Origin of the sequence: Lonsdalea quercina subsp. quercina (genome assembly GCF_000688655.1) — a bacterium.
Classification (GTDB): domain Bacteria; phylum Pseudomonadota; class Gammaproteobacteria; order Enterobacterales; family Enterobacteriaceae; genus Lonsdalea; species Lonsdalea quercina.
In genome coordinates this window covers 356,542-369,336 of sequence record NZ_JIBO01000004.1, presented here as the reverse complement: position 1 = coordinate 369,336, position 12,795 = coordinate 356,542, and the positions used below count along the sequence as shown (strand labels likewise).

Sequence of the window (12,795 nt, the reverse complement as noted above, 5' to 3'; positions counted from 1 at the left end):
AGAGATAAATAGGCATGAATATACTGATCGCGCTGATCCCGGCGCTGTTTTGGGGGATCCTCCCGCTCGTGGTGTCGTCTATCGGCGGCTCGCCCAATAATCAGATCATTGGCACCACGCTGGGCGCTTTCGTGGTCGCGCTTGTCGTCGCGATCTTCGTGCCAGCGAATCTGGTCTGGCCGGTTATCGTCGGGGGTGCCGGTTCGGGCATGTGTTGGGCCTTCGGTCAATATTTGCAATACGTCTCCTTTACGAAAATAGACGTGTCGAAAGCCATGCCCGTTTCCACCGGGTTGCAGCTGATCGGGACGTCACTGTTCAGCGTCTGCTTTTTTGGGGAGTGGAAAAGTACCAAAATGGTGGGCTTTTTCGCCATTTTGCTGGTGATAGTCGGCGTCTACCTGACCACGTACACCTCTAAGAAAAACACCTCGCGTGAGCAACACCTGCTCGCCGGGGTGGGCATTCTGATCGTCTCCATGTTCGGCTACATCGGCTATTCCGCCCTGCCCCGCATCTTTAATCTCAGCGGGNGGGACGCCTTCCTGCCGCAAACGGCGGGCATGGTGGCGATGTCGCTCCTGCTCTCCATCAAACAACTCGGCGGTACGCTCAAAGAGAAACGGACCTACTGGAGCATGCTGCCCGGCCTGATCTTTGCGGTGGCCGCGCTGGGTTATCTGATCTCCGCGCAGCGCAACGGCGTGGCGACCGGCTTTACCCTGTCTCAGATGAGCGTCATTATCTCCACGCTGGGCGGGATCTTTATTCTGAAGGAACATAAAACCCGCAAGGAACTGACCCTCACCCTGATTGGTCTGGCGCTGGTGTTGAGCGGCGGGATTATCATCAGTCAGATTTAACGCGGGCCGTTGCGTCTGCCCTCGCCGCCCCTGCGATTAGGCCAGACGGTGACCGGAAAAATTAAGCCGAAAAAAGAGGGGCGATGCCCCTCTGACGAATGAGTTACGGTTCCTGCGTGACGGCCTGTTCGCGCTGATGGCTGGGATAAAAACGCCCTTCCTTCAGAGAGGTTTCAATCTCTTCCAGACTGCGCCCTTTCGTTTCCGGCATCATGAAGTAGATGAAGATGAACCCCAGCAGATTCAGCAAAGCGTAGAACCACATGGCGCCGCCAATACCCAGCAAATTCACCATCGACAATGCGGTGGAAGTCAGCAGCAGGTTTGAGCCCCACAGCGTAGCCGCGTGCAGGCTGCTGGCCTTTTCACGGNCGCCCAGCGGGTAGACCTCCGATCCCACCAACCAGCCGATGACCTGAATCCCACCCGAGTTGAAGATCATAAAGGCAAACAGGCAAGCCACAATTAGCCAGCCGTGTTGACCGCCGCTGGCGTTCAATCTAAACATCAGCCCCAGCAGCGCCAGGCTGATGACCGCGCCGGGGATCATGTACAGCGTCAAGGTACGGCGGCCGATGCGGTCGNCCAACAGCTTGCCGACGATGGNCAGCACCAGATAAATGATCGCCACGCCCAGCGCGGAGTGTAGCGCCATATCCCGGCTGAAACCTGCGCCAGTCAGGAAGGTCGGTGTGTAGTAAATCATCATTTCGATGCCAGAGAGCTGAGTAAACGCGGCAATGCCCAACCCAACGACCAGCGCCGGACGTAGCCACGGCTGCTTCAGATCTTTCCAACTGCCGGTCGACTTGCGTTTGGCGCGCTCATGCACGCGCTGGATGGCCTTGATCTCGCGGCGCACTTCCCGGGCGGTTTCACGCACCGTATCCAGCGCCACATGCGCTTCCTTCATGCGCTTTTTACCCACCAGCCAGCGCGGGCTTTCCGGCAGCGGCAGCATGCCGAGCAGCAGAATTACCGCAGGGATCGCCGCGACGGCGAACATCACTCGCCAGGACCAGAGATCCTGCAAAAACGTCCCGACCAGCGCGGCGGTGAGAATACCGATCCCGATAGAGATATTAAAGAATGTCACCAGTCGGCCGCGTTTCTCCGGCGGCGCCAGCTCGGCAATATAGACCGGCACAATCTGCGATGCGCCCCCGACGGCGAAGCCCAGCACCAGCCGCGCGGCGCCGAGATAATAGGCGTTGGGGGACAGACCCGAGCCAATCACCCCCAGCGCGAAGATGGCGGCGACAATCATGACCGTGTACCGCCGCCCCAGCACGCTGGACAGCTTACCGCATGACAAGGCGCCGACTACGGCGCCGACCAGTATGGCGCTGGTGACCAGCTCCTGAGCATGGGAAGTGAGGGAAAAGTCATGGGTGATTTGCAGCAGAGCGCCGGAAATAATTCCGGTATCGTAGCCATATAAGAATCCCGCGATGGCGGCAATGGCCGTTGCTGTCAATAAAAAGGCATCAGCGCTTAAAAAGCTGTTATTTTCACTCTCGGATGTATCGGATGTCTTTTCATTGTCAGCCAGTGATATCACCGGTGGTTTATGACTGTATTTATCGCTGTCGTCGTGTACATCAGACATAATTTTCCTTTATTTCAAGTGAGTGTTAAACGTGGCATAGATAATTCTTCGAAAGGTGGTTATTGATGAAATATTTGGACATATCGTCTAATGACGATATTATCGACCGTTATATGCAGTATTTATAGATATAGCACAACATGTTGAAACTGTCACTCCTGAATAAAAACACACGCCACCCAAAATGTATTTGGCATCAGATCGGTATGCCATTGTCACTGAAACAGGAATAACCTTCGCGTGAAGCGCGGATATATAAAAACATAAGAAATAGTTATACCTAAAAGAAAAATATAACCATTGCCTGTAAACAACGGTCATTATCCCAAAAGGAACGATGCGTAAAATAAAATAAAATCATGCGGACACTCAGGCAATAAATATCGCTACAAAGCGGAATTGCATAACCGGGATAATGATAAAATAACTTTCTAGCGTTGGGGCGTGATGGCAGACCACCCGAAAACGGCGGCCTGCAAAGATGACACCGTGCTACGGAAGNCGTGGAGCCCGAATCCCGAAATTAAATCGGCGACAGTGGCCGCACAGCGTTTTCAAAGCCGCCGGACTATCCAAGTCTGACAGCCTGACTTCAATCAACGTGAGCGACTGAGCACGTTCGGCCTGCTCCAGCGCGGCGTCCAGTTGGGCGCTATTTTCCACCACCGCGCCGACAACGTCATCTCCGCCCTCCATGGCATGGAGCAGTTCGGTGTACCGCATGGCGGGTATCGTGTTGTAGGACGAGCGCTTCCCCAGGATGTAGCGCTCAATCGTGTAGCCGTTATTGTTGAGCAGAAAAATAACGGGAGCCAGACCGAGACGCATCAACGTCGCCAGCTCCTGACAAGAGATCTGAAACGCCCCGTCGCCGACAAACAGCACATGCCGGCGCTGCGGCGCCGCCAGCATCGTGCCCAGCAAGGCCGGTAATGAATAACCAATGGCTCCCCATAGCGGCTGCCCCACCACCGTGACGCCATCCGGCAGCGGCAGCCCCATCACGCCCGCGTTGCTGGTGCCGATATCCACGACCACAACGTCATCCGGCTGAATGAAGGTCTGTATGCGCTGCCAGAAGGCCTGCTGTCCCCAGGCTGCTTCGCTGACCTCCGTGGGCGCCCCCACCACAGGTCGCTCGCTCGTCCGCTCCGGAAGCGCCAGCATGACGGCGCGCAGCAGATCCCCCGTCGCCACGGCGGGATAGAAGTCCGCTTCCATCGTCAGAGAATAGGGCGCGATATGGATGACCTCTTTGAACAGCGGCGACGTGTAGAAAAAGTTGGTGTTGAGATCGATAGGTTTTACGCCGAAAGACAGCGTGCAATCCGTCTCTTCCAGTCGACGAAGCACGTCCGGGCGAGATAAATCGCCGTTATAGCTCCCCAGCCACAGCGGATCGTTTTCAGGAATAACCCCTTTAGCCGTGGACATCGAAACGATGGGAATAGAAAAGCGTCGGGCAAATGCGCACAGCCTTTCGGACAGACCAAAGCGCGCCACCGCATGATCAACCAGCATCACCGGTCTTTCGGCCTGTTGAAGGCGATGGGACAACGCGTCGGCGGCCATCTGCAATCGGCGTACGTCACTCTGCGGCATCACATAGTCGTAGGGCGTATCCGGCACCTCGATTTCCACATCGCTAATATCCGAAGGCAACTGCAAGTAGACCGGTTTCTTTTCAACCCAGGCGCGGGATATGACCCGGGGAATGGACTGCGCTGCGTTTTCAGGCGTGATGAGGAGTTGGTCGGCAGTGAATTGACGAAAACAGATCATGTCGTGGTCAAGCTGACCGTCCGCCAGTGAGTGATGCAGCAAAATCCGATACTCTCTGGCATATAAAGGCGGCGCGCCAGTCAGTAAAATAATCGGCACCGATTCCGCATACGCCCCGGCAATCGCCGACAGTACCGCCAAATCGCCGACGCCATACGTGGCCACCAACGCGGAAACGCCGTGAATGCGGGCGTATCCGTCCGCTGCATATCCTGCATTAAGCTCATTGCAACTCCCGACGAAATCGATCTGCTCGTCGTGCTCAATCAACTCCAATAACTCAAGATTATAATCGCCAGGAACGCCAAAAACCGTTCGAATGGATAAGGCTTTCAGTTGCGCCAGCACGAATGCGCCAATCGTCATTTTCATCTTGTATTCCTCCTTAAATTCAGATGTCCTCTTTGAGTAAAGCGTGTGCCTCTCTTCCTGTAAAACACCGCAAATGCGCCGCTCGCTCACATCGTGACGACAATCGTGCCTCTCCGCTATTTCATTCTTTGTCTTCGCCGAATAAGCCGTGCCCAACGCCCAGCGGCCTGTCAAATAAGGATATCCTGCTAAGCTGAGAAATAGCGTCTGCGTCGCCCGAACCGGCACCAAGCGAGCCGGGAGTACGCATTCATCTTCACATTCGCTACCTATCAGAGGTATTACGCATGAGCACATTCAGAACGAAAGACGGTACTCAGCTGTATTACAAGGATTGGGGGAAAGGTAAGCCGCTGTTGTTCAGTCACGGCTGGCCGCTGGATGCCGATATGTGGGACAGTCAGTTGTATTTCTTCGCCGAACACGGCTTCCGCGCCATCGCCTTCGACCGCCGCGGTTTTGGGCGTTCAGACCAGCCCTGGAATGGCTATCATTACGATACGCTGGCCGACGATATTCACGAATTGAGTGAACACCTGCAGTTAGACGAGATGACGCTGATCGGTTTTTCGATGGGCGGCGGCGACGTTTGCCGCTACCTCCACCGCCACAGCGCTGACCGCGTCAAGGCCCTGGCCCTGCTCAGCGCGGTCACCCCGAAGCTGATGAAGTCCGCCGACTATCCGAATGGGGTGGAGCAACAGGTTATCGACGGCATCCGCGAAGGGATTATGCAAGACCGTGCGCAGTTTATCAGCGATTTCGCCACGCCGTTTTACGGTCTTAATAAAGGGATGCAGGTCTCTGAGGGCGTGCTGACGCAAACGCTGAATATCGCGCTGCTGGCCTCTCTGAAAAGTACGCTCGACTGCGTCACGGCATTTTCTGAAACGGACTTCCGCCCGGATATGCACAGCATTAACGTTCCCACGCTGGTTATTCACGGCGACGCCGACCAGGTCGTGCCGTTCGAATCGACGGGCAAGGTGGCCGCAGAGATGATCAAAAACGCCCAACTTAAGGTCTATGCAGGTGCGCCACATGCTATCGCCCAGACGCACGGGGATCGATTGAATCAAGATCTGCTGGCGTTTATTCGGTCGGTCGACTAATTTGTTTTACTCGCCCGAGCCTCCGTCTAAGAGGCTCGCTTTCTTAGATGTAAAGTATCGTTAAATATTATTAATTCACTACATACAATCGATTATTTTGATCATTAATAATTGATACGCAAAAGAACTGATACTCACTCATCATTACTCCCCCCTCCAATAAGAATATATTTCCCTGGTGATGACAAAGAGGATACGACTCATCATTTCACTATAAGCGTATTTAACGCCTGGATTTTCTTGCATAAACTCGAAATAGACTAACCAAAGCAACCTAAAGATAAAGGAGTGAAAACCTCTCTTGTCTCAAAAAACAATTTATGCTAAAGATTAATATTCGCCTGGATGCGATATAAGTTACATAAAAATCAGGAGCATAAAAATAATGAAGTTGAATATTACCGACACCCCCGCCCCTCAGGATGAGGAATTTGTCATTCAAAGTTTATTGCAACACAATAAACAATTTCAGGAAGGTGATATTCACCCGCTCTTTCTAACTTTCACCAATGACAATAATGAAATTATTGCAGGACTGGTTGCGAGCACCTGGTGGGGAGCGCTGGAAATTAAATTTCTGTGGGTCGGCGAACCGTATCGGCATGCCGGTTTAGGCCGCCAAATGATGCAGCAGGCTGAGGCGGAAGCGCAAAAACGCGGCTGCCATATGGCGTATGTCGACACCTTCAGTTTTCAGGCCAAGGGATTTTACGAGAAACTTGGTTATCAGGAGTACGGCCACCTCGCCGGTTACGCTCACCGTTTTACGCGCCATTATCTCCGTAAGGAGTTCCAGTAAGTTATCTAACCGTCTTGAAAGGAGGCCAGGATGCCACAGGNCACCGAGGACATCAGCCGTTATATCGGCGGTCTGATTACCGTGATGGAAGCATTGCACGAACCCTGGGGTATCAAGGATCTGGCATCGCGGCATATTTATATGAACAAAGCCGCCCTAACGTATACCAATACGCCCGCCCATTTTGAGTTCGAGGGGAAACTGGACGCCGAATTCCCCGCCGAATGGGCGGAGATGTCGGAAGACTTCATCGAGCACGACAGACGAACGGAGCACAGCAAGAAAAGCGTCGCCGTCATTGAAACACACTATTGGAACGGCGAACCTTTTCTCTCGCCGTTCGTCAGTGAAAAAATCCCTATCTTCGATGTCAGGAAACGCTGTATCGGCNCTATGTGGAACGCCAAACCGCTGACGACGCTCTCCCCGCTGGTTTATATCGATAAGAAAGCGCCCTCTACGCTGATTACCCGCGTCGAAAACAGTTTATTTACGCCCTCGGAGCTGGAAATGATTTTTCTGATTTTGCAGGGCTTTTCGGGCAAGGAGATCGCCCAAAAAACCAACCTTGCCTATAAAACCGTCGAAAACAGAATATATAGCATTTACCAAAAAGCCGACGTGCATTCACTGCATCAATTTAAAGCGTTTTGTTATCACACCGGGCTGGATAAATACATACCGCCCACCCTGCTGGTGAAAGGCATTCAATATATTTAGCGCGGTGACCACGCCGGGCGAATTTACCGATCCATCCCGAGAGATTCCCGATTGTCTCGGGGCGCAAGGTGACCTCGCGTCCGCCCGACGACCGGGAATCGCGTTGGCTGTCAGCTGGCATTAAAACCGGCCGCGCCTGCAGGAATAGGCGATTAACCACAAGGACTCTGGAAAACATGGAAAAATTAGACGATTACCCGGTTAGCCGGGTTCCCCTCTCCGCGAGGCTGCCTTTTTTCAATATCGCGCTGGTGCACATCGGCATGCTGACCGCCCTGGATCAGTTCATGCTCGGTGCCGTGCTGGGGCATTCGATGACGCTTAGTCAGGCATTCGCCGCCATCGCCATCGGCAGCCTTATTTTCGGCATCGTGACCGTCGGTCTGGGCTATGCGGGCATGATGGAGGGACTGTCCGGCAGCCTGCTGGCGCGGTGGTGCGGCTTCGGCCGACTGGGCGCCGTGCTGATGGGCGTGGTGATCGCCATCAGCCTGCTCGGCTGGTTCGGCGTACAGAACGCGGTGTTTGCGCGAGCGCTCAACTACGCGCTTAACGACAAGTTGGGCTTCGCCGGCTCCGCCACGCTGTCGGGCGTGGCGCTGACCCTGCTGGTCGCCTCCGGTTTCAGAGCCTTGCGCTATACCGCCCGTATCGCCGTCCCGCTGTTCATCGGTATCGTCGCCTACATTTCGACGCAAACGCTGGCGGGGCACTCGTTCTACGCTCTGATCAACTCGATCCCGTCCGAGTCCGTCTCCATCAGCGCCGGGGCCACCATGGTCGTCGGCGGATGCATCGTCGCCAGCCTGATTACGCCGGATATGACCCGCTATTCGCAGAAAGGCCGCCACGTATTCTGGATGACACTGATGTCGATTATCGTCGGCGAATTCATCGTAAACGGTCTCGCTATCCTGATCGCGAGAGCGCTGAACACGGCGGATGTCGTCACCATTATGTCGCAGATGGCCGGGGGCATCGGGCTGATCGCCGTCGTATTCTCCACGTTGAGAATCAACGATATCAATCTCTACTCCTCCTCGCTGGGATTAGCTAACGCGATTGAAGGCATTACCGGTAAAAAGCTCAGCTACATGTCGATCACGCTGGTCATTGGTCTGATCGGCACGCTGCTGTCGGTGCTCGGTATTCTGGACCGGTTTGTCGATTTCCTGACGCTGTTGGGCGTGGTATTTCCGCCGATTATCGGGGTTATGTTGGTGGACTATTACCTGCTGCGCAGTCATAGAACGCTGCTGGACGCCAGCCGCAAGACGGGTCAGTTGCCGGATGCGGCCAACACCCCCGCGATCGGTTGGGCGGCCATTCTCGCCAGTATTGTCGGCAGCGTCGTGGGCCTGAACGTTGAGTGGGGCGTTCCCGCGTTTACTTCACTCGTCGTCGCCAGCGTGCTGTATATCGCGCTGAAAAAGACGACGCGTCTGCCTTAAGCGCGATAGCCTGCCTATTCTGCCGATGGTGACAATAACGTCATGCCATCGGCAGAATAACAATTTAATTATCATGAGATAAAAAGCATTTTATTTTATAGGCAGACATTGACTTCTGGCTTATTTAATAAAATCTCATCTCATTATCTTAGCGACAAATAATTTTCATTTTTTTGTCATGTCGCACCCCTATATTCGCAGCACTTTTAGCACAAACGGCGATTATTAATGTTATTACGTCAATTTTTATTCATCCTTTTATCCGTTTTGTCTTTTCAATCTCAGGCGGTTTCTCTTTTCTGGAAACATGAATTCAGCGATGTCTCCCATACCCACAGCGATAAATTCGGTATTGAACACCGCTTCAGTCAGGGACTGGGGCTGTCCGCAGAGTGGGAAACCTATTCACGCGAGTCATCGGATGGCTCGGCAGGCAAGGCTTTCAACCNCTTACGAAAAGATAAAACGGAGTTAGGCGTCGATGATGCGTTGGCGGTTTCCCCTTCCCTGACATTGACGCCCGGCATAACCACCAGCATTTACGATGAAAAGCAGACCTGGAAACCGTCTTTGAGCGCGGAATGGTTTATGGTTGATAATATTGCCCTTGCGACGCGTTATCGCTACGAAATAACCGATTACGACGATAAACCGACCAAACATACACACCGTATTGATGCCGGAGCAAAATATAAAGTCAGCCGCGCGACGCTATCTTATAAATACTCTCGTTATTTTAGCGACCAGCCTATTTTCGCTAAACGTGATACCGACTATGAACATCAGGTCGAAATGAAAATCAAATTCCTGACCCACTGGCAATATGTCCTTGAGGTCACCAACGAATCCGTTTCCAAAAGCAGCGATAAACGGCAAACGACTTACGCTACCGGATTTAAATACACGTTTTAATCATGAGGTTCGCTATCCGCTATGAACATGTTCAAACTGGGCGCCGCCACGCTGGCGCTGGTCACCACGTTCCCTTTGATGGCCGCGCCCGAGGCGCCATTCACGCTGGAAAATGTCGTTACCCTGAGCCGCCACGGTGTCCGTCCGCAGACGGACACCGACGCCTTGAACAAAGCGACCGGTAAAACGTGGCCCGCATGGACGGTACAAGACGGTTANCTCTCTGGTCACGGTTACGCCGGGATTATCCATCAGGGCGCCTATCAAATCGCCCGCTGGCGAGCGGCAGGTCTGCCCATCGGCGCGGGCTGTCCGCCGCCGGAACAGGTGTTTGTCTGGTCCAGCCCGTTGCAAAGAACCCGCGCCACGGCGCAAGCGCTCCTTGACGGGATGTTTCCGGGCTGCGGACTCGCGGCGGGCAGCACGCGTGAAAAGCGCGATCCGCTGTTTCAAAGCGTGGATATGGGCCTGAGCCAGCCGGACAAAGAGACGGTCAAACAGCAGGTCACGGCACGGACGGGCAGCGCAGAGGACCTGAATAAACGCTATCAGCCCGCCATCACGCTGCTGCGCGAGGCGGTCTGCGCCGATACGCCGTCGTCCTGCGAGTTCCTGAATGCGCCGTGGAAGCTGGTGGAAAAAAAGCACGGCGTATCGCTCAAAGGCCCGCTGTCGCCGGGGGCGACGATAGGCGAAACCATCCGCCTACAGTACAGCGAGGGACTGCCGCTGTCTCAGGTGGCTTTCGGCCATGCCCGTAATGCGCGCGAGGTGTCGGCGCTGATGGCGCTGCACGCGGCTAAATACGATTTGGTCAGCGATACCCCGGAGCTGGCGCGACACGGCGGTACGCTGCTGATGTCTCAGCTGGTCGCGGCGCTCACGGCCGGCACCACGGCGTCCGCCCTGGAAAACCGCAGATTCCAGGCACCGCTGGTGATGTTCGTCGGCCATGACACCAATATCGCGCAAATCCAGACCATGCTACAGATGAACTGGACGTTGGGAGAATATCCGCGTAACGATATCCCGCCGGGAGCCAGTCTGGCATTCGAACGCTATCGCGATACCCGCAGCGGCGAGCGCTACGTGCGCCTGACGTTTAGCGCCATGTCGCTGGACCAGTGGCGCAATCTCAGCCCGCTGNCGTCAGAGGCGCCGCCGCTGATCGAGGAGTATCACGACAGCCACTGCCAACAAACGGCCGTCGGCTGGCTCTGCCCGCTGGACGACATCGTTCAGAAGATGACGCGCTCTGAGGTCCCAGGCGTGACGTCCCCACAGCCTTTGTTCCACTAGCTCTCGCGCTCCCTCGGGCGTGTTCTGCGCCCGGGGGGAGATTCATCCCGGCTGTCGCTAATACGGCAACACGGGGAAAGACACGGCGACCTCGCTATTCGTCGCGCGGTGCGAGCTTGCGACGCAGCTTCGCCAGCTGGGTTCGAATGCGGTTACGTTTCAAAGCGGACAGGTTATCGATCAACGACAATCCATCGAGATGATCGATTTCATGCTGTAAACACACGGCCAGCGCTCCACCCGCTTCCAACGACTGTTGATTGCCGTCCCGATCGGTATACGCCACGCGCACGCGCTTGGCCCGCTCCGCAGGCAAGGGATGCTGCGGGATGGAGGAACATAGTTCGAGATGCGAGGTTGTTTCTTCAGATCGTTCCACCACCTCCGGGTTAATCAGCGCCAAACGCTGGCGCGTACCCTGTTCGTCGTCCATATCAATCACCACGATGCGCTGCGGGATCCCCAACTGGATCGCCGCCAGACCCGAATCATTCATACTCTCGATAAGGGCGAACATCCGTTCCACCAGCGCGTTGACGGAGTCATCAATCACCTCGACGTGCCGGGACACCGTTTTCATGCGCGGATCGTCAATCCACACCAGTTCATTTGCAGACATGGTTCTCTCCGTGGTTTGCCGCCTCATCCTGTAAGTGAAGCAGCTGGCGACGCAGTCCTGCGTCGTGAGCGTAAATATAGAGTCCATCAATCGCGCGGGTCATCAGCACGTTAATGGCATTGAGCATGATACGGACTTTCACCGCCTCGGCGTCGTCAAGACGCCCGGTCCCTTGAAACGCCGCGCCGTCCTCATAACGGGACGGGTCGATGAGGATTTCACCGCGCTCGGCGTCCCACGATACCGACGGCCCCAGAATCAACCCGACGTAGTTGAGGTCAAAGCCCTGCACCGTGTATACCGAGCCCNCTTCGTCGATAGTGTCTTCCCGCTCCGCCCACGGCAGGCGCTCGTTCGGCTTCGAGCGATCCCAGCGCAGCCGGAAGTCGCCCGCTTCAATAAAGTGATCCTGTCCGTCCAGCCGATAGGGGTAATCATAGGTCGACAGCATCCGCGACAGTCCGCTGTCGGCGTTGCGCCGCCGGATCGCCGTATACATGGCCTGCGCATCGTCGAAGATCTTCAGCTCAAACATCGGCTCGCCGGGTGCCGCGACCGGCAAGGGCAACAGTTGTCGCCGACAGAAGTGGTCAATCCAGCATTGCACCGACGTAGCGGCCTTCATCCTGAACTGATGCCGCAACAGATGGACTTCGTGCGGCCCGCGGGCGATCAATCGCTCAAGATCGCCTTTTCGCCACAGGCTTTTGGATTTCAGCACCTGCTGCTCATCGAAAATCAGCACCACACAGCGGGCGAGGCGCAAAATCTCTTCCAGATGATTGTCCTGAAAAAAATGGTTGTAGCGATCGCTACGGGTCAGCAGCAAGTGGGCTTCGTCCACCAGCACGATATCCACCTTGGCTTCACGTTTGCGCATGCGGTTAATGAACGTCGTCGGGCGTTCATAGTCTTTTTTACGGAGTGCGGCCTGCAAGTCCGACGCGTTTTTATAGGCTTTAAGCATTTCAGGATGGTTGACGAGCAACACGTTTTCGCTGCCGTACAGCGGATGATCCGGCCGCTGACGCGCGTCACGCTGTAAATCGGCGAACAACGCATGCAGGAACACGCTTTTGCCGGTGCCCGCCGCCCCTTGGATAACGAAACACGCCTGAGCGGCGTGACGATGTTGGCACAGAAAGGCTTCCACTCGCTGTTTGAGCGCTAGCTGTTCGTCCGACAGCGTTTTTTCTGGCGAGAGTTTGAAGCTCGCCTGGTTCATCTGAGACATGGCATTGGATTATCTGAGAGTGA

The 12,795-nt window shown here is 55.0% G+C and carries 11 protein-coding genes; 7 read left to right on the top strand and 4 right to left on the bottom strand.

All coding sequences use genetic code 11. The annotated features are described in order from the left end of the window. Positions 1 to 14 precede the first annotated feature (14 nt). Positions 15 to 863: a GRP family sugar transporter gene (locus RZ35_RS04485; RefSeq protein WP_026742226.1), complete on the top strand. Its 849-nt coding sequence runs from the start codon at positions 15 to 17 to the stop codon at positions 861 to 863. A 103-nt stretch (positions 864 to 966) separates the two neighbouring features. Here the strand turns inward: RZ35_RS04485 and RZ35_RS04480 are convergent, their stop codons facing one another. Next, a complete protein-coding gene (locus RZ35_RS04480) occupies positions 967 to 2,472 on the bottom strand; it encodes a sugar porter family MFS transporter (RefSeq protein WP_026742225.1) in 1,506 nt (501 codons plus the stop codon). Positions 2,473 to 2,964: 492 nt separating this feature from the next. Beyond that, positions 2,965 to 4,620, bottom strand: a complete 1,656-nt coding sequence (locus tag RZ35_RS04475; protein WP_455709695.1) for an alpha-keto acid decarboxylase family protein — start codon at positions 4,618 to 4,620, stop codon at positions 2,965 to 2,967. Between the two features lie 293 nt (positions 4,621 to 4,913). Between RZ35_RS04475 and RZ35_RS04470 the strand changes: the two genes are divergently transcribed. The 6 genes from RZ35_RS04470 to RZ35_RS04445 all read left to right on the top strand — a co-directional run bounded on the left by RZ35_RS04470 (position 4,914) and on the right by RZ35_RS04445 (position 10,919). Next, on the top strand, positions 4,914 to 5,738 hold the full coding sequence (locus tag RZ35_RS04470) for an alpha/beta fold hydrolase (RefSeq protein ID WP_026742223.1): 825 nt from the start codon (positions 4,914 to 4,916) through the stop codon (positions 5,736 to 5,738). Positions 5,739 to 6,123: 385 nt separating this feature from the next. After that, a complete protein-coding gene (locus RZ35_RS04465) occupies positions 6,124 to 6,537 on the top strand; it encodes a GNAT family N-acetyltransferase (RefSeq protein WP_026742222.1) in 414 nt (137 codons plus the stop codon). Between the two features lie 30 nt (positions 6,538 to 6,567). Beyond that, positions 6,568 to 7,257: a helix-turn-helix transcriptional regulator gene (locus tag RZ35_RS04460; RefSeq protein ID WP_026742221.1), complete on the top strand. Its 690-nt coding sequence runs from the start codon at positions 6,568 to 6,570 to the stop codon at positions 7,255 to 7,257. A gap of 176 nt (positions 7,258 to 7,433) precedes the next feature. After that, positions 7,434 to 8,708 carry a cytosine permease gene (locus RZ35_RS04455; protein WP_026742220.1) on the top strand — a complete coding sequence of 425 codons (1,275 nt, stop codon included), beginning with the start codon at positions 7,434 to 7,436 and terminating at the stop codon, positions 8,706 to 8,708. A 228-nt stretch (positions 8,709 to 8,936) separates the two neighbouring features. After that, positions 8,937 to 9,620: an oligogalacturonate-specific porin KdgM family protein gene (locus RZ35_RS04450; RefSeq protein ID WP_026742219.1), complete on the top strand. Its 684-nt coding sequence runs from the start codon at positions 8,937 to 8,939 to the stop codon at positions 9,618 to 9,620. A gap of 21 nt (positions 9,621 to 9,641) precedes the next feature. After that, the gene (locus RZ35_RS04445; RefSeq protein WP_051625468.1) at positions 9,642 to 10,919 is read left to right on the top strand and encodes a histidine-type phosphatase; all 1,278 of its coding nucleotides are present in this window, start codon (positions 9,642 to 9,644) and stop codon (positions 10,917 to 10,919) included. A 94-nt stretch (positions 10,920 to 11,013) separates the two neighbouring features. Here the strand turns inward: RZ35_RS04445 and def are convergent, their stop codons facing one another. Both def and RZ35_RS04435 read right to left on the bottom strand, forming a co-directional pair. After that, entirely contained in the window at positions 11,014 to 11,538 is a 525-nt protein-coding gene (gene def / locus RZ35_RS04440) for a peptide deformylase (protein ID WP_026742218.1), read from the bottom strand. Next, positions 11,525 to 12,763, bottom strand: a complete 1,239-nt coding sequence (locus RZ35_RS04435) for a DUF2075 domain-containing protein (RefSeq protein WP_455709694.1) — start codon at positions 12,761 to 12,763, stop codon at positions 11,525 to 11,527. The genes def and RZ35_RS04435 overlap by 14 nt, the downstream gene beginning before the upstream one ends. Between the last annotated feature and the right edge of the window lie 32 nt (positions 12,764 to 12,795).